At 66.2% G+C, this 16,490-nt stretch carries 14 protein-coding genes and 3 pseudogenes; 5 read left to right on the plus strand and 12 right to left on the minus strand.

Annotated elements, in window-relative coordinates; genetic code table 11:
- The 3 genes from ACNJ7E_RS00105 to ACNJ7E_RS00115 form a co-directional block, all read right to left on the minus strand.
- Positions 1-210, minus strand: a complete 210-nt coding sequence (locus ACNJ7E_RS00105) for a glyoxalase (protein WP_418338694.1) — start codon at positions 208-210, stop codon at positions 1-3.
- A gap of 113 nt (positions 211-323) precedes the next feature.
- Positions 324-638, minus strand: coding sequence for a hypothetical protein (locus tag ACNJ7E_RS00110; protein WP_418338695.1), 315 nt, complete (start codon positions 636-638; stop codon positions 324-326).
- 436 nt (positions 639-1,074) lie between these two features.
- A complete protein-coding gene (locus ACNJ7E_RS00115; protein WP_418338696.1) occupies positions 1,075-1,497 on the minus strand; it encodes a hypothetical protein in 423 nt (140 codons plus the stop codon).
- A gap of 306 nt (positions 1,498-1,803) precedes the next feature.
- Here ACNJ7E_RS00115 and ACNJ7E_RS00120 point away from each other — a divergent pair.
- Positions 1,804-2,280 (plus strand): annotated as a pseudogene (locus tag ACNJ7E_RS00120) (DUF6328 family protein); the annotation flags it as partial.
- 162 nt (positions 2,281-2,442) lie between these two features.
- A complete protein-coding gene (locus tag ACNJ7E_RS00125) occupies positions 2,443-3,345 on the plus strand; it encodes an FAD-dependent monooxygenase (protein WP_418338705.1) in 903 nt (300 codons plus the stop codon).
- Positions 3,346-3,571: 226 nt separating this feature from the next.
- Here the strand turns inward: ACNJ7E_RS00125 and ACNJ7E_RS00130 are convergent.
- The 7 genes and pseudogenes from ACNJ7E_RS00130 to ACNJ7E_RS00160 form a co-directional block, all read right to left on the minus strand.
- Positions 3,572-3,694: pseudogene (locus tag ACNJ7E_RS00130) on the minus strand (TetR/AcrR family transcriptional regulator); the annotation flags it as partial.
- Positions 3,695-4,854: 1,160 nt separating this feature from the next.
- On the minus strand, positions 4,855-6,090 hold the full coding sequence (locus ACNJ7E_RS00135) for a fatty acid desaturase family protein (protein ID WP_418338697.1): 1,236 nt from the start codon (positions 6,088-6,090) through the stop codon (positions 4,855-4,857).
- A gap of 278 nt (positions 6,091-6,368) precedes the next feature.
- Positions 6,369-7,910 (minus strand): bifunctional 3-(3-hydroxy-phenyl)propionate/3-hydroxycinnamic acid hydroxylase MhpA, encoded by a 1,542-nt coding sequence (gene mhpA / locus ACNJ7E_RS00140; protein ID WP_418338698.1) that lies wholly within the window; start codon positions 7,908-7,910, stop codon positions 6,369-6,371.
- A complete protein-coding gene (locus ACNJ7E_RS00145) occupies positions 7,907-8,263 on the minus strand; it encodes a DoxX family protein (RefSeq protein WP_418338699.1) in 357 nt (118 codons plus the stop codon). Before ACNJ7E_RS00145 ends, mhpA begins: the two co-directional genes overlap by 4 nt.
- Positions 8,260-10,149 carry an acyl-CoA synthetase gene (locus ACNJ7E_RS00150; protein WP_418338700.1) on the minus strand — a complete coding sequence of 630 codons (1,890 nt, stop codon included), beginning with the start codon at positions 10,147-10,149 and terminating at the stop codon, positions 8,260-8,262. The genes ACNJ7E_RS00145 and ACNJ7E_RS00150 overlap by 4 nt, the downstream gene beginning before the upstream one ends.
- On the minus strand, positions 10,146-11,084 hold the full coding sequence (locus ACNJ7E_RS00155; protein ID WP_418338701.1) for a fumarylacetoacetate hydrolase family protein: 939 nt from the start codon (positions 11,082-11,084) through the stop codon (positions 10,146-10,148). The genes ACNJ7E_RS00150 and ACNJ7E_RS00155 overlap by 4 nt, the downstream gene beginning before the upstream one ends.
- On the minus strand, positions 11,081-12,214 hold the full coding sequence (locus tag ACNJ7E_RS00160; RefSeq protein ID WP_418338702.1) for a VOC family protein: 1,134 nt from the start codon (positions 12,212-12,214) through the stop codon (positions 11,081-11,083). Before ACNJ7E_RS00160 ends, ACNJ7E_RS00155 begins: the two co-directional genes overlap by 4 nt.
- Before the next feature lie 293 nt (positions 12,215-12,507).
- Here ACNJ7E_RS00160 and ACNJ7E_RS00165 point away from each other — a divergent pair, with 293 nt between their 5' ends.
- From ACNJ7E_RS00165 to ACNJ7E_RS00175, 3 genes are all read left to right on the plus strand, one after another.
- Positions 12,508-13,095 carry a hypothetical protein gene (locus ACNJ7E_RS00165; protein WP_418338703.1) on the plus strand — a complete coding sequence of 196 codons (588 nt, stop codon included), beginning with the start codon at positions 12,508-12,510 and terminating at the stop codon, positions 13,093-13,095.
- A gap of 125 nt (positions 13,096-13,220) precedes the next feature.
- The gene (locus tag ACNJ7E_RS00170; protein ID WP_280780184.1) at positions 13,221-13,883 is read left to right on the plus strand and encodes a TetR/AcrR family transcriptional regulator; all 663 of its coding nucleotides are present in this window, start codon (positions 13,221-13,223) and stop codon (positions 13,881-13,883) included.
- Positions 13,884-14,109: 226 nt separating this feature from the next.
- A complete protein-coding gene (locus ACNJ7E_RS00175) occupies positions 14,110-15,501 on the plus strand; it encodes a DUF2252 domain-containing protein (protein ID WP_280780185.1) in 1,392 nt (463 codons plus the stop codon).
- A gap of 305 nt (positions 15,502-15,806) precedes the next feature.
- Here ACNJ7E_RS00175 and ACNJ7E_RS00180 read toward each other — a convergent pair.
- Both ACNJ7E_RS00180 and ACNJ7E_RS00185 read right to left on the minus strand, forming a co-directional pair.
- Positions 15,807-15,929, minus strand: a pseudogene (locus ACNJ7E_RS00180) (carotenoid oxygenase family protein); the annotation flags it as partial.
- 207 nt (positions 15,930-16,136) lie between these two features.
- A partial coding sequence (locus tag ACNJ7E_RS00185) for an SRPBCC family protein (protein ID WP_418338704.1) occupies positions 16,137-16,490 on the minus strand: 354 nt, incomplete at its 5' end.

The following is a 16,490-nucleotide window of genomic DNA, read 5'->3' on the forward strand; positions in this document are numbered from 1 at the left end:
TTAGAGGGGCGGCTCCGTCCCCGCCTGTTCGGCGACCATGTAGGCGGCATACCAGTCGGGCCAGTTCGGATCCGCTGCACCGGTGCGCGTCTCGTGTTCACCGTGGGCGATCGCGGCGCGAATCAGCGCACTGGTCAGGTCGGCGGTGCTGCCGAATGTTGTTGCCGTGGTGGTGACCGCCTCGGTGGAGCGGGTGTCGATGGTGCTCATGGTTGCCTTCTCGCGGGTCTCGAGGACGGGGTGATGTCGGATGCGGGGCCGTCAGTCCGCCGGTGGTACAGCTGTTCGCTGGTCGCCTTCCACTGGGGGGCGGCCGGGATGCGCTAAATCTGGGTGCTGCTGTTCCAGTCGGCCAGGATCTGGTCGAGCACGATGGTGTCGGCGCGGCGGTCCTGCCGCTGGTCACGTTGGCGGTCGTGCTGGCGTTGCTGTTGCATGTCGTTGTCGCGGTCGAACGGACTGTCGTGGGTGACGGCGGCGACGGGCTGCGCGGCGTTCGACGGCGCGGCGGTGGCGTCGGCGGCACCGACCGGGGCGAGGCCGAGTGCGACGGTCGCGGCGGCGACGGCAGCCAGTCGCTTCCAGGGGGAGGTGCTGGTGGCGGAGCGGGTGATCGGGTGGAGCTGTGTGGTGCTCATGGTGGGTGTTCCTCATTCGAGTGCCGCGGGCCCAGCGTCTGCGGCTATTCGAACGGTGTCCGGAAGGGCCGGAAGCGTTACGCCGACCAACCTCCGGCCCGTTGTGATGTGTGTCACTACCGGATTGGCTACTGTGGAGGATCGGGGGGATGTAGCGCGGCGGGGTGTGGGCATTGAGCAGCCAGGTGATGGTCGCATCGGCGCCCGCCCGGGTGTCGACGACGGGTGGCTACACCAGCGCGGACAGTTCCGCCGACAGCTCTCGGAGGTGCCGATCGGCCACCAGGGGGGCAGGTGCCCGGCCAACTCGGCCTGCGGGTATGCCCGGCCACTGACGTCTGAACCCGCACCTGCGGGATATCCAACTACTAGGACCCGCAGATCCCTCAGGGCATGCGTCGGCTGACGACGGGTAGGGCTTTCGGCAGTCGCGCGGTCAGTGGCGTTCGGTGGAGATCGCCCGGAGAAACTGCCGGAGAGTCTGGGGCACGCGGGATTCGCCGTTGGAACCGGGCAAGAAGAGGGTGTCGCCTGCGCGGTCTGTGAGGATCTGTTTGATCGCGCCGGTGAGCAGACCGTCCCCGGTAAGTCTGAGAACGGCTGTGCGTTCGGGCGCGCTCAGCCGTGCCCACAGGTGGCTGTAGCTGATGGCCTTCGGCGCCCGAGTGCCAACTCCCGCGGTCCAGTAGATGAAGGTGAAGCGCCGGATCGCGCCCGATCCGGTCGGTTCGGTGGTGTGCAGCGACAGCCGTTCCCAACCGTGAATGTGCCGCTCGCGCAGTTCGGTCGACGCCCAGTCGAGCGCCTCGTCTCGTGAGCACAATGCGGGCAGGTCGAGCATCAACCGGGCCAGTCCCATTCCTGAACCGTAGGGGCTGCCCGAGGGAGTGTCGCGCTCACGGCAAAACGTTAGTGGATCTCCGAGGGGACAGATGGGAGCAGCGGCATAGCCGTGGTCGGCGTCGATTGCTTTCGGGCGGCCTCGTTCTCGCGCTCGCGATGCTGATGGAGGCGCACGTTCCGAGGCCATGCGCACACCACGGTTTCGTGCGGTGATACCACCGCGCCCGCTAGCGGAAACCCGCCGCACAACAGCTGACTGCGATCACGCAGAGCCCGAGACGGCTGCGAGTTCCATCGACCGAAAATCGGGTACTTCCTGGGCATGGACAGCGCAGAGGGCCGGGACGACGCCGCATGGAACCGCCGGGTCCGCGACGAAACCGAAACCCAGCGACTCGACCGCAACTGGAGCAGCCTGCTGCAGGAACTGCGGGTGGTGCAGACCGGGGTTCAACTCCTGACCGGATTCTTGCTGACGTTGCCGTTCCAGCAGCGTTTCGAGGAGCTGTCGGACGGCCAGGAGGTGATCTACCTCGTGACCGTCGCCCTCTCGGTTACCGCGACGATGATGCTGGTCGCGCCGGTCGGCATCCACCGGCTGCTGTTCCGGCAGCATGCCCTTTCCACGCTCGTCGCGACCGGGCAGCGACTGGCGATCGGCGGCATCGCCGTCCTGGGTTTCGCCCTCGTGGGCGTGGTTCTGCTGATCTTCAGCTTCGTGGTCGACATGCTGACCGGCATCATCGCGGCAGCAGTTGCAATGCTGATGTTCTTCGGTTTCTGGATCTTGCCGTCGCTGCCGATGGTCGGGTCGACCTACGAAGAATCCTGGCTGGTCGTCGACACCAAATTGCCGGAGCCGCTTGCGCGTATCCCGTACTTTCGGTTCACCATGGATCCCGACGGTCCCCGCATGACAGGGCGTCTGGCCGCCGGCAATCACCGATGGGAACGAATGGTGATGCCGGGCGAAGACCGAGAGGAAATTTCCACCCTCGCTACGGCGCGCGCCATGATTGCCGAGCACGTCGACCCCGACACCGTCGAGATCCTGCGGCACGTCATTTATACCCACCGCGCCAAGCGGGCTGCCCGATGGCGAGCGGGACGCGTCCTGCTCTGCGGAGACGCCGCGCATCTCATGCCGCCCATGGCCGGGCAGGGACTCAACTCGGGAATCCGCCACGTCACCAACCTCACCTGGAAGCTCGCCGCGGTCATCAAAGCCGACGCGCCGCAGACATTGCTGGACTCCTATGAGATCGAACGCCGACCGCACGTAGAGCACATGACCACACTGGCGATCAATCTCGGGCGGCTGCTGATGATGCGCTCTCGGTCGGGTGCGGCGGTGCGCGACGCCACAATCCGGACACTGATGCGAGTCCGACCCCTCCGGCGCGCTGTCCTGCAGGGCCGCTACCGCCAACCCGCACACTACACAGACGGACTGCTGGTGAAGGCCCCGCGCCGCCCGGCCGTGGGACGGTTGTTCCCACAACCTGCCGTCCGGACCTGGGCCGGAGCGATGCACCGCCTCGACGATCTCACCGGCACGGGCTGGCGCATCATCGGCTGGGAGGCCGATCCCGCCTCGGCTCTCTCCCCGCACGCCCAGCAGCTGACCCGAGAACTCCTGTGCGCGCAGCAGACCACACTGTGCGGTCCCGGACGGCGCCCGACCGAGATCGGCGCGTCGCGTGACGTGCTCGAAGACACCGAGGAAATCACGCGCCCGGTTTTCGGCGGGCGGCCGTTCGTCGTGGTGCGCCCGGACGGCTATGTCTATGCCAACCCCACCGAAAAGGAACTCGACGCCACCATCACCGGCCTGGTCCCCCAAGAGCGTGTCTCATGTGGATGAAGTGGCGTATGGGACATAATGTGACGCGTGTTAGATGGGTTGTCACCCCAGTTGAGCGTTTCGAGGTACCGCCTTCGGTGCTCGCCTCGCCGGCGCGCCCTGCTCACCGGGCAGACCGGTATGCGGGGCATGGTGGACATTCATTGACCACTCCCTCCAACATGTGAAGATATCGTCACCTACGAGGATATCGTCAGTCAAGGGTTTCTGAGGAATTCGTCACAATTAATGACGCCTTTGCTGGCTCGGGGCTTCTGCGATGCAGGCGTCCGGTCGGGCGAGCTCTGCGCGAAGACCTGGGCAGGGTCCTCAGATCTGCGGTCAGTTCGTCGAGCAACGCGCCGTGGCGAGGGCACACCAACTTTCGGCTTTGCGGGCCTCTCTTCAGCCACTCCCGCCGCCATTACCTGACCGTCCTCGGTCCGCCGGGCACCGGACCCCGTCCGGTTCGACACGCGAACGCGAGCTGAAGCAACGGCAGGAACGCGCCTCGTGTGTGGGACCGACGGTGATACGACCGATACTCATCGGAAAGCCAACTTGGCCAACCGATCCGGTCCGAAGCCTCGAGGGCTCGACTCTTTTCACTCGCCGCGCCGTCGGCTACGCCGACTGCTGTTCCGGCAGCATGCCCATCCCACGCTCGTCGCGACCGGACAGCGACTGGCGATATGTTTCGTTTCTGGATCCTGCCGTCGCCGCGCACCGTCGCTCCACTAGCGATCCTCAAACACACGAATCGGTGTGAGCAGACTGGACTCATGCTGTCGACGTAGGGTGAGCGGGAGACAGGTGGGTCGTGGACCGGGATCTCACCCTGCCGGATTTGGGACGATTGGTCTCGACGGTGGACGACTCGACACAAGAGCGGTGACTCTGACCCGTGTACTACGACCCACCGATCGGGCCTGCTCCGCCAGCACCTCACGCTGCGCCATGACTCGGACGCCGGGTGGCAATTGAGGGTTTCCGCAGACAAGGCACGCACCGAGCTATCCCTTCCTCCGGGCGACGGCGAGTCAGTTCCGGACGAGTTTTCCGCCCTGGTCCGCAGACTTGGACTGGGCAAATTCTTGCATCAGGTGGCGGCTCTCCATCGGCCGGCGCACCCCCGACTGCTCGACCGGCACGAGCAGCTCTCGCGGAGGTGGCCGACGACCTGGTGCACGCCACCGTCGCCGGGGGCGGCGCCGTAGTCAGCGAATGGAGGGAAGTGGAAGTCGAATTCGGCGAGTGCGGCAAGCCTTCCCGGGCTGTAAATGTACCGGCGGCGCCGATCATCCGTTCCAGAAACCGCGCCACGTGCGGGTGGTCCTAGGGATGCTTGTGGGATAGCAAAATGCGGTGGCCGGGACGATCTCGCCGGGCAGTAGCCGTGCATGTGGGCGACCGCACCGGACCATTCTCACCGCTGCCTATCCCGGAAGAATCGGAACGGTTCGGCTAATCGACATGCTCCGTGACGAGTAGCCGCCCGCGTTCTCCGCAGCAGCCCGGAATAGTTGCTGATCAGCGCATTCCGAGGATTCGGCGGACGGGACCGCGTTTGCGCGTCTTCTTGATCGTCGTCGCCAGGCCGATGCGGCGGCCGGTGAGTGGATCGGTGGCGGGAGGACCGCCGAACCCGGCTTCGGACGCGGTCTCTGGTGCGGCGTCGCGGGTGTCGGTGAGGTACTTGTCGGGAAGCGAGAGTTTCGCGATGGTCCGCCACGACTTCCAGTACTGCACTGCGAGCGGGCCGGTCGTGTACGGGAGGTCGTACTTGTCACATAGCTGCTTCACGCGGATCGAGATCTCGTGGTAGCGGTTGGAGGGCAGGTCCGGGAAGATATGGTGCTCGATCTGGTAGCTCAGGTTGCCGGTCATGAAGTCCATGACGGGGCCGCCCGAGATGTTGGCGGAACCGAGCATCTGCCGCAGGTACCACTGGGCGTGCGTCTCGTTGTCGACGTCGGTCTTGGTGAATTTCTCGGCGCCGTCCGGGAAGTGGCCGCAGAAGATTACGGCGTTGGTCCACAGGTTGCGGACGAGGTTGGCGGTCGCGTTCGCCTTTGCAGTGGACTTCCATGCCTTGCCCGTCAGTGCCGGGTACACGACATAGTCCTTGAGGGTCTGCCTGCCGAGCTTGGCGAGCACTTCCTTGCCGCGCGTCTTGGTGAGTTCACGGTCGTCCCGGCCTCGGGTCACTTTGCCCAGTTCGAGCAATTGGATGGCGAGGCCGTATTGGAACAGCGCCGCGAGAAGCGCGTTGTAGGCGAGGTTGCCGAGGTAGAACGGCTTCCAGCGCTGGTCACGGGTGACGCGGAGCAGGCCGAAGCCCACGTCGTCGTCCATGCCGAGGACGTTGGTGTATTTGTGGTGCGCGTAGTTGTGGGTGATCTTCCAGTGCGCCGACGGATCGGCGTTGTCCCATTCCCAGTTCACGGAGTGCACCTCGGGATCGTTCATCCAGTCCCATTGCCCGTGCATCACGTTGTGCCCGAGCTCCATGTTCTCGATGATCTTCGACAACGAGAGCATCCCGGTGCCCAGCACCCACAGCGAGCGCTTGCGGGAACCGAAGAGCACCGCCCGGCCGCCGAGTTCCAGGCCGCGTTGCAGCCGGATGGTGTTGCGGAGGTACCGGGCGTCGCGTGCACCGCGGGATTCCTCGATGTCTCGTCGGATCGCATCCAGGTCGCGGCCGATGGCCTCGACGTCGGCGCCTGTCAGGTGTGCATATTCCTCGATGTCCGATATCGCCATGCACCTACGGTACCGTAAGTTACGATCCCGTAGGTTACGGGCGAGTATTTTATGATGCGAATCACTTCGACTGGTACGCAGCGATTTTCGATGTCGAGTGGCGGACTGTGCGAGCAGTTTGCCGCGCTCTTGGGCTGCGGTGACGACCGGCCGCACCGTCCTGCAGGGCAGTGGGGACGGTCGTATCGCTGCGGGCCCGGTCGGAATGCGAGGGTCACACATCGGGCCGGTGGCTCACAGCATCGGCATGCGTGAGCAGTGGAGGCTTCGTTAGGGGGTCACTGGGTGAGGAAGGTGGGCGTGCGGTGGGTGTGGAAGCGGGGGAGGGCGGGGCAGAGGGCGGACAGGTCGTTTCCGCTACTGAGGACGGTGCCGTCGGGCCGGATGATGGCGGCGCGGGCGCGGCCGCGGCGTAGCCAGCGGTGCAGATCGGTGCCGGGTCGAGCCAGCAGGACTGTGCCACCGCGTTGTTCGATGTCGGTGCGTTGTGTCGGGGTCAGGGAGAGGGAGGTGACGACCGCGAACCGGCCGCCGACGACCTCGGCGAATCGGCGACCCTGGCCGAGGTCCGGATTCGGGATCAGGCGGCCCGCTCGACTTCTGCGTAGTCGAGGTCGTTCTATCAGAGTGGAGCGGTGAAGGGCCGGGGTTTCGCCGTCCATGATCTTGTCGCCGAGACCCGGGATACGGTGCAGCAGTGGTACGACGATGCGACGGATGAGGTTGCCGAGTTCGCCGCCTTCGGTCATGGCCATTCCGACCAGCTTGGCGCGCCGGATCAGTGCGAGCGCGTGGGGCTTGCGTTCGATCTCGTAGGTGTCGAGTGCGCTTTCGGGCAGATCTCCGGTGAGGACGCCGGCAAGTTTCCAGGCGAGGTTCATCGCGTCGCGGATCCCGGCGCCCATCCCCTGTCCGATGAACGGCGGTGTGAGATGGGCGGCGTCGCCGAGTAGGAACACGCGCCGGTTGCGCCATCGGTCCGCGATTTGCGCTCGAAAGGTGTACTCGGCCACGCGGACAAGTGTCAATTCGTCGACCGGTGTGTTCCGTGTCCACGGCGAGATGAGGGGTTGCAGTCGAGCCATGTCGCGATAGTCGTCGGCGGTCTCGCCGGGTTCGAGCCGGAACTCCCAGCGGTAGCGAGTGTGTCCGATGCGCATGTATGTTGCCGCGCGCACCGGGTCGCACACCTGGTGGGCGCCCTCCCACGCGCCGAGGTCGGCGGTGGTCGCGACGTCGACAACCAGCCAGCGTTGGTCGAACTTCAGGTCCCGCATCGTTGCCTGAATCTGGTTTCTGACCAGGCTGTTGGCGCCATCGCAGCCGAGGACGTATCTGGCCTGCACCGATTCCTGCACACCGGTGTTTCGGTCGGTGAAGTCGACGCGAACGCTGTCGGTCGTGTCGTCGGCCAGCCCGGTGACCTCTACGTTGCCGCGGAGGGACGCCTTCGGGTGCCGTGTCAGGTTGGCGCGCAGGATCTCCTCGAACTGGGGCTGGTCGAACATGTTGGCCTCGGGGTAGCCGTGGACGCCCGGACCGGGGTCTCGGTGGAACTCGGTGAGAACGCGCATGTTCCGGTCGACAAGCCGCAACCCGAGGCACGGCCGGGAGATCGCCGCGAACTCCTCGGCGATCCCGAGGTGCGCCACGATCCGGTGGATCTCACCGTCGAGGTGGACCGCCCGCGGCTGCGCGTAGACGCCCTCCCAGCGCTCGAGTAGCAGGCACTCGACACCGTACTGAGCCAGCAGCGTGGCGGCGGTCAGTCCGGTGGGTCCGGCACCGACGATGACGACTGGGACGACCCGTTCGCTCATCGGATCGATCCGTACAGGACTACGAGGTAGGCCACGATCGCTACGCCGACGACGATGGCGGGCGCCATCTCACGCAGTCCGTCACCGTTCCGTACGTGTGCGACGACGGCACCTACCATCAGGAGCAGCAGCCCGATGCCGGCGGCGGCGCCGAGCGCCGGCACGAGTCCGCCGATCACGAGACCGACGGCACCGGCGACCTCGAGCGCACCGATGCCCCGATACGTGCTGACGGGCATACCGGCGTGGGCTGCCCGTTCCCGCATCGGCGCGGTTGCCGCAATCTTGCCGACGCCGAGCAGGAGGTAGAAGACTGCGAGGCAGAGTGCCAGAACGAGTGATGCGATGGTCATGTGCGCACCGTGACCTTCCAATTGATCGTGTATCGGTTCAAGATCGCCTTGACCGCCGGCTCGCCGGCAGTTCCGTCGATCTCGACGGTGGCAAGGATCGAACCGCCCTCGACGGACACCTGGATGCTGCCGATGCCAGCGAGGGTGGCGAGGGCATGTTCGAGCTCGCGCCGTGTCGCGTCGGCGCGCAGAGCGAGTTTGTAGAGCTTGCCTACCGCCGTGACGGGCAACGCCGGGAGGATGGTGACCGCCTTGGGTGCCGCGGCCCGTTCGGGAACGCGCTCGCCCGCCCAGGCTTGCAGCTCGTGCGCGGTGACACCGGCGTCTGCGACGACGGTGACGTAGGCAACGGGCACTTCGCCGGCGTGGGCGTCGGGGCGTCCCACCGCGCTGACCGCGGTGACCTGCGGATGGGCCAGAAGAGCGTCTTCGATGACCGCTGGATCGATGTTGTGCCCGCCCCGGATGATGATGTCCTTCGCGCGTCCGACCAGGTAGAGGAAACCGTCGTTGTCGATGCGCGCCAGGTCGCCGGTGTCGAGCCAGCCGTCGACCAGTTTGCCCATGCCGTCGAGAATGGGTCCGTGTTCGTCGTGGCCGGAGACATAGCCGGCGAACACCGTCGGACCGTTGATCGCCAGCACTCCGGTGGATCCGGTGGGCAGGTCGTCCCAGGTGCCGTCTTCCCGGACGCGTACCACCTTGACCTGCTGATAGGGCATCCGTAGCCCGACCGAGCCAGGTCGTGGTGCATCGGGAAAGCTGCGTGCACTCGCGCAGGTTGCCTCCGTCAGTCCGTAACCTTCGAGAAGGGGCACACCCGTGTGGTCCCGGAACTTCGTGGCGACCGCGGTCGGCAGAGGCGATGCTCCCACCATGGCGAAGCGCAGACTACTGATGTCGGCATCGACCGGGCGCTGCGCGAGGGCCGCGTAGACGGTGGGCACCGCGCTCATCGACGCGATGCGGTAGTGCTCGACGACCTTCCAGAATTCGCTGGACAGTGCCGGGTCGCGATAGCCGAGCGGGCCGGCCCACACCACACCCTGGCCCTTGAACAGCGGCGCCAGCAGCGTGACCATCAAGGCGTTGACATGGAACAGCGGCAGGGCGGCGAATACGACGGAGTCCGAGACCCACGACGAGTTCGCGGCCAGCATCCAGGCATCGGCGACCTCGTTTTCCTGGGTGTGGGCGGCCAGCTTCGGAACACCGGTGGTACCACCGGTGTGAAACAGTGCGGCCACGTCGCACCCGCCAGGAGGATCACCGATGAAGTCGGAGGAATCGATATCGGCCGCCAGCGCACTGAGATAGCCGATCCGCACTCCGTCGACCTCGGGCAGGTCCGCAGGCGCGCCGGCGGCGCCGGTGGGCCGCAAGGCCAACACGGCATCCGCCCTCCCGCTCACGGCAATCTGGTGCGCGGCCTCCCATGTCTCGGGCGCAAGTTCCGGTCCAGCCGCGACGAGTACCCGGGCACCTGAGCGACGCAGCAATTCAGCGATGTGCTGCTGCGACTGCGCGGCGTTGATGGGAGAAGCGATGCCGGCAAGCTGTGCGGCGAGAGTCGCGGGGATCAACTCGGCGCAGTTGGGCGCCATCACGGCGACCGCGTCCCGGCGCCGCACGCCCAGACGATGGAGCAGGTTCGCGTAACGATGAACATCGTCGAGTAGTTCGGAGAAACTGCGCTGCACCGGCTCCCGCCACCGTGCGCCGTCCGGGAGGACGGTGAGCGCGAGCCGATCCGGCCACATGCGGGCCGCTCGGGTGAGCAACGCATAGGTGGACTCCGGAAGCCCCCGATCGCGCAGCGGCACGGCCTCGATCGTCGCCAGATCCGTGGGAACCGCGTAACGCGGCCACAGCAGGTCGGTGGTCATCGGGCGTACCTCACCACCGTGCGCTGGCGCCCCAGGTCGATGGTCCCGTCGTCTGTGAAGACGGTGGCTTCGATGAGGTCGCCGTCCTGCAGGTAGTTCGAATTCTTGGCCTGCCCCGCGAAGAAGAGCTTCCATTTGACTGCCGGCGGCAGCAGGGAGGAGAGGATGGCGATCGGCTTCGGTGGGGCGCTCAGCGCCGTCCCGACCGGTGTTCCGGTCAGCAGCAAGTCCCCGGCATCGAGGCGTTGAAACCGGGTCAGCGCCTGCAGAGTCTCGGTCGGCTGGTAGATCATGTCGGCGACGGTCATGTTCTGGCGCGGCTCACCGTTGACCCAGAGCCGCAGCCGCAGGTCGGTGAACCGCTTCAGCTCGTCGCCGTCCAGCAGGACGAGGGCGGGGCCGACCGGGGTGAACGTCGGGTATGACTTGCCTTCGTAGAACTGCGTTTTGGGAAGCTGAATGTCGCGCGCGGAGATGTCGTTGGTGACGACCAGCCCGGCAACGTAATCGGCGAGATTGTCTGCGGTGATCGCCGTCCCGACCGGGATGTCACGGGCGAGGACGAGCCCGATCTCCACCTCGTAGTCCAGTAGCCGGACATGGGCAGGACGGATCACGTCGTCGTTGGGGCCGCTGATCGACCCGGAGGACTTTCGGAAGAAGGTCAACGGAATGGTGTCGGGGTTCATCCCGGAGTCCTCGACGTGCGAGGCGAAGTTCGTCATCTGTGCGACCACCCGGCAGGGGGCGGTGACCGGGGAGAGCAACGAGAGGGTCTCGACGGGCACGGCGCCCTTGCTGGACGCCGCGGCCTCGACGGCTGGTCGGTCGGCCAGCAGTTGGGCGGTGGTGGTGGCCTCGGTGTCTACCCGTGCGGCGCCGGTGGGTGTGTCGACCCACCAGGCGTCGGCGGTGCGGAGGACGGAGATGGTCATGAGCTGGCAACTTTCAGAAGGCCGCGGAGGCGGTGGAGGTCGAATTCGTTGTCGGCGCGCAGCGCGTTGGCAATGGCGCGCAGTTCCTGGAGTGATTCCCGACCGGGGTTCAATCCGAGGAAGTCTTTGGTGGCGGGCGGCCCCCACTGGGCCAGTCCGGACGCGGTCATCGGTGCCCAGCCCGCATCGAGCGTGCTGTCGAAGAGATCGCCGTCGCTGAAGTGCTCGACCATGAATCCGTCAGGGTCGCGCCAGTAGTCGAAGATTTGGCTGCCCTGGATGTGTCGGCCGATGCCCCAGGACCGGCGGTAGCCCCGGTCGAGGAGGTATTCGCCTCCGGCGGCGAGGCAGTCGAGGTCGGCGACCTGATATGCCGAATGCACATAGCGGTTGGCCGGGCCGAGGACCATCGCGAGGGTGTGATGGTCGGTGGGCGTGGCGCCCCGGTCGCAGCGGATGAAGCTCATGGCCGGGCCCCGGGCCCGTTGCCCGGGGTAGTAGAGGAAGTCGCTGACGATCAGTCCGAGGTGCTCGAGATACCAGTTGAGCGTTTCGAGGTACCTGGTCGTCTGGAGCACGACGTGCCCTAGTCGTTGCACAGTGGCCGGCGCGCGGGGTGGCCGCTGGGTGGCGTTCACCCGGCCGCCGTCGTGTCCGAAGTTCAGTGGGAGCGGAGCCTGGGCGGGCAGCGCCGGCAACTCGAACGTGTCGGACACAACCCGGACTCCCAGAGCGCTGGGATCCGTGAGATCAACCGTGATCCCGCCCAGACTCTCGGGTAGGGGCACGACCGCACCTCCGACCGCGTCCGCCAGTCGCAGCACGTCGGTCGCGTCGGCTGCCCGGAAGGCTGGACCGACGAACCGCGACCGTGGGCCTCGGCGGATGAGCACGCAGGGCGAGCCGGGGTCCGTCCCGCGCAACTGCAGTTCGTGTGCGGTGCGGAGCGCCGTCGTAAAACCGAAGGCATGGGCGAACGCCTCCGCCCGCTCGAGGTCGGGCTTCTCGAACTCCAGCCACGCGAGGTCATGCACCTTGATGATCGGCTCGGCGGCCCGCCCCCGGTGTTCGCCCGCCAGGGCGCCCTGCTCACTGTGCAGACCGGTATGCGGGTCATGGTGGACACTCATTGACCACTCCCTTCGATTTATGACGATATCGTCACTTACGACCATATCGTCAGTCAAGAGTATTTGAGGAATTCGTCAATATTGATGACGGGCGCTAGGGTGGGGCGAGGTCACGCGGATCAGGAGATGAGAGCGCAGGCCTGATCGAGCAGGTCGCCGAGCCACTGAAGCGCCTGGAGCCGCGCGCGGCGCGAACCACTTCCGGGCCGAGGAGGAGCTCTTTCACGCGGTAGTGGAGGAGGCCCTCGACGGCCACGGGCAGACGCGTCGTCGACGGGATACGAATGGCTGGAATGGGATTGGTGCAAGGGTTGCTCGGACAAGACAGATTCGAACCGATTCGCGTGGGGACTGAAGTGACTGGCGGGGCCGGCGAGACCAATCGGGAAGAGATTCCCGTGGAGCATGTCGTCGCGCTCCTGCGGGAGCGTGTGTACGGCGCGATGACGTGTTTGGCGACGCTCGCCGTCCTCGTCCGCTATACGGCTCCCGAGACGAGCTCATGGGCGCGGGTCATGGATGTCGCGGTGGCCACCGGCGGGCTCTGGGCGGCGAGCCTGCTGGCCGACTGGGTAGCACACCTCGGCGCGTACCACCGTGCTCCGCGCGGACGGGCAGCGCTGCGGATGCTCCAGGCGTCCGGCCAGATCGTGGAGGCCGCGGTCTTGCCCCTGCTGGCATTGGTCGCAGCCGCCTTCGGACTACTGAGCACATCCACAGCGATGTGGATAGCGATGTGGATCCTCGTCGTCGAGCTTGGCGTCATTGCTCTACTCGCCGTGCGAATGGCCCAATTACGTTGGTGGCAACAGCTGTTCACCGTCACAGGATTGGTCGGTGTGGGCGTTCTCGTGGTCGGGATCAAGATCCTCGGCCATTAGGCTGGATCGATGTGGCGACTGCTCGCGGAGTGGAGCAGTCGCCGAGTTTGAGGAATTCGTCAATATTGATGACGCGCGGGTAGTGTAGGGCAAGGTCAGACGGATCAGGAGAAGGGCACGCAGGCATGACCGAGCAGATCGCCGATGCACCGAACCGCCTGGAACGGCGCAAGGCGCGTACCCGCGCCGCACTCGTACGCGCAGCCCAGTCTTTCATGGCGGCAGGGAAACTGACCGCCCCGATTCTCGAGATCACCCAGGCCGCAGATGTCGGAATGGGGTCGTTCTACAACCACTTTCAGACCAAGGAGGAGCTCTTCCACGCGGCAGTGGAGGAGGCCCTCGACCGCCACGGCGCGGTGCTCGACGAACTGACCGCAGATCTGGACGACCCTGCCCAGATCTTTGCGCAGAGCTTTCGTCTGACCGGACGACTGCATCGCAGAAATCCCGAACTGAGCAAAGTTCTGCTCCGCGACGGGCCAAGTCTGGTCAACTCGGACAAAGGCCTCGCGCCGAGAGCCCGCCGCGACATCGAGGCAGCAGCCCGTGCGGGCCGGTTCAGCGTGCGCGATCCCGAACTGGCCCTGACGATCACAGCAGGGGCCGCACTCTGCCTGGGTCAACTGCTGCACGACCACCCCGAACGTGACGACGCGGAGGACACCGACCAAATCACCGAGGATCTGTTGCGCATGTTCGGCATCTCGGCCGACGAAGCCCACGAAATCTGCCGACGCCCCTTACCTGACACCGACGATCAACCCCAAGGCGCAACCGCCACATAGCGTGTCCGCGTCGTCACGATGCTCGCACCGGACCCGTCCCACAATGGGGTTGGGCCGATCCCGGCGAGGGGCCCGTCGATATGCTGCACGCATCCTTGATGCTCACAGCGAAGAGACGGTGATCGAGTTGTCTGATGCGCAACGTGGCCAACCCGGACAAGCTGCACGCCGTGGTGGTCGGCCCGATCCTCCACGTCGGCGCGAAGTAACCGCGGACGCGCACATCGTGGTGCCGAGCATCGACGGGCAGTCGTTCGCGTCGTTGCGCCGCCGGGCCACGCCGAGGGCGGAGCGGTACGCGCTCGGCAAACGCCTGCGCAAGCAGGCACCGCGGTCCGCGCTCGGCGAGTGGCGCGCACCGGACGATCGCCCCGATGTGGTGGATCAGATCGGGGTGTCGCACCAGGGTCGGGTGGAATCGCTCATACCGGTCAGGGTGGGGCGGATGGCGGCCTCGCCGTACGGTTTTCTGCGCGGCACCGCGATCGTGATGGCCCAGGACCTCGCCGGGCTGCCGGCGACCGGAATCCAGCCGGTGATCTGCGGGGACGCGCATCTGGGCAACTTCGGGTTCTACGCATCGCCGGAGCGCGACCTGGTGCTGGATCTGAACGACTTCGACGAGGCGCATCCCGGCGGCTGGGAATGGGACCTGCGCCGCTTGACTGCGAGCATCTGGGTGGCGGGCCGGCAGAACTCGGCGACCGAGGGGCAGTGCGAGAGTGCAGTGCAGTCCTGCGTCGCCACCTATCGCGAGCATGTGCGCTGGCTCGCGGAACAACCATTGCTGGCGCGCTCGTTCGAGCGACTCGACCTCGACCGGCTGCGGACGACGGCGTCGGACGAGTCGCTGCGCCACGAGATCACCCGCGCCGCGGAGCGGGCTCGGCGCCGCGTCAGCGACCGGGCGCTGCCCCGATTCACAGAGCAGGACGAAACCGGCCGGCGCATCGTGGAGGAGCCGCCGCTGATCACCCGGGTGTCCGAGGCGGAGGCCGAGCAGATCGCCGCCGGGCTCGACGAATACCTCACCACGCTGCCCAGCCACTGGGCACGACTGCTCAGTGGCTACACCGTCGTCGACGTCGCGCACAAAGTGGTCGGCGTGGGCAGCGTCGGACTGCGTGCCTACGTCGTGCTGTGCGAAGGGAGCAGTGCCGACGACGTGGTGTTCCTGCAGCTCAAGCAGGCACGTCGATCCGTCGTGGCACGCTTCGTACACGGCGAGTCCGCCTGGCACGACCACCAGGGCCGGCGCGTGGTCGAGTATCAGCAGGCCCTGCAGACCGTCAGCGATCCGTTGCTCGGCTGGACCACGGTGGAGGGTCGGCAGTACTACGTGCGGCAGTTCCGGAACATGAAGGGCGCGGTCCCGATCGACCACCTCAGCGCGGCAGCGCTGACCGACTACGCCGGCATCTGCGGGCGCCTGCTCGCGAAGGGCCACGCGCGGACCAGTGGTGCGTCGATGATCGGCGGCTACGTCGGGAAGTCGGACACGCTCGACGTCGCACTGAGCCGCTTCGCGCACGCCTACGCGGATCAGACCGAACGCGACCACGCGACTTTGGTCGACGCGGTGAAGCGGGGGAAGTTGCCGTGTGAGCCGCCGACGTGAATCGGTGCGTATTTGTCGTCCGGCTTCGCTGCGGCCACCCTCTGGTCGCCCGCCCGTTTCGGCTTGGTGCGGACTCGTGGGTGCTGCCGTCTTGTGGTGGTACGCCCTCCAAGCCGTTCACGATCTGCACGGCCGGCTACCAGCCGAACGAGTTCCATTCGATACGGATCGACATGGTCTCGGTTTACCGATCATGATTGGACTGGTCGTTGGTGGCCCTCTTTTCGGAGCCGCAATCGGGGCACTCGTTTCCACGACGGGTTGGAATCTCGTACGGAGAGAACGCACGCGCGATTCTGTCTAAATCATGAGGCTGTCACTCGACTGGCGAAGCTGCCGTGGAATCCGGGGAAGAAGTGCCGGTCCAACCTGGCGACGGCGATGGGTGCGCGGGAGGGGTCGCGGGCGTCGAGAACCACCAGGGCGGAGCGGTGCTCGGCAGCAGCCGGTCGGCCTGCACGAGCCCGCCCACGATAGTGAAGGCAGTTCGGTTCGCTGGCCGCTCGGCTTCGCTACCCAGGCTCCGACATCGATCCTTGCCGCTCCACCCGCCCCGAGCACGTTCCCGACAGTGGTCGGCCCGCCGTCACGTCCGGCTTCTCCCCACTCTTCGGGAGACGAGCGCTGATCGTAGATCAGTCCTTCGCTTCGCGGACGTCCTTTCCCTGCTCGGCGAACGCCTTGAAGTCCTGCATGTGCTGTTGCGACTGCTTGCGGAAGGCGCCGGGCATCAGGACCCCCACCAACCGCATCAGCAAGCCGCTGAACCGGTATTCGCTCTCGCTCACCCAGAGCGTCATCTCCGGACCGGCTTCGGTCAGCCGGTCGCGCACAGCGCTCCACATGCCCTCGCCGACGATCTCGCGGTCGAAGTGAACGACGCTCCCTTTCGGAATCCCGCGCAGGTCTGCCGGTTCCCGACGCGTGATGGTCTCGGTGCACTCGATCTTCTGCTTCCCCATCTGCATCACGACCCGCGATGTGGTACC

The sequence above is a fragment of the Rhodococcus mengyinensis genome (genome assembly GCF_048381435.1).
GTDB lineage: Bacteria > Actinomycetota > Actinomycetes > Mycobacteriales > Mycobacteriaceae > Rhodococcus_F > Rhodococcus_F opacus_D.

Bases quoted from the DNA above. Each gene is read 5' to 3' on its own strand.
- ACNJ7E_RS00150 (WP_418338700.1), bottom strand. From the start codon at position 10,149: ATGACCACCGACCTGCTGTGGCCGCGTTACGCGGTTCCCACGGATCTG.
- mhpA (WP_418338698.1), bottom strand. From the start codon at position 7,910: ATGAGCGAACGGGTCGTCCCAGTCGTCATCGTCGGTGCCGGACCCACC.
- ACNJ7E_RS00135 (WP_418338697.1), bottom strand. From the start codon at position 6,090: ATGGCGATATCGGACATCGAGGAATATGCACACCTGACAGGCGCCGAC.
- ACNJ7E_RS00170 (WP_280780184.1), top strand. From the start codon at position 13,221: ATGACCGAGCAGATCGCCGATGCACCGAACCGCCTGGAACGGCGCAAG.
- ACNJ7E_RS00105 (WP_418338694.1), bottom strand. From the start codon at position 210: ATGAGCACCATCGACACCCGCTCCACCGAGGCGGTCACCACCACGGCA.
- ACNJ7E_RS00165 (WP_418338703.1), top strand. From the start codon at position 12,508: ATGGGATTGGTGCAAGGGTTGCTCGGACAAGACAGATTCGAACCGATT.
- ACNJ7E_RS00125 (WP_418338705.1), top strand. From the start codon at position 2,443: ATGCCGGGCGAAGACCGAGAGGAAATTTCCACCCTCGCTACGGCGCGC.
- ACNJ7E_RS00155 (WP_418338701.1), bottom strand. From the start codon at position 11,084: ATGACCATCTCCGTCCTCCGCACCGCCGACGCCTGGTGGGTCGACACA.
- ACNJ7E_RS00110 (WP_418338695.1), bottom strand. From the start codon at position 638: ATGAGCACCACACAGCTCCACCCGATCACCCGCTCCGCCACCAGCACC.
- ACNJ7E_RS00160 (WP_418338702.1), bottom strand. From the start codon at position 12,214: ATGAGTGTCCACCATGACCCGCATACCGGTCTGCACAGTGAGCAGGGC.
- ACNJ7E_RS00115 (WP_418338696.1), bottom strand. From the start codon at position 1,497: ATGGGACTGGCCCGGTTGATGCTCGACCTGCCCGCATTGTGCTCACGA.
- ACNJ7E_RS00145 (WP_418338699.1), bottom strand. From the start codon at position 8,263: ATGACCATCGCATCACTCGTTCTGGCACTCTGCCTCGCAGTCTTCTAC.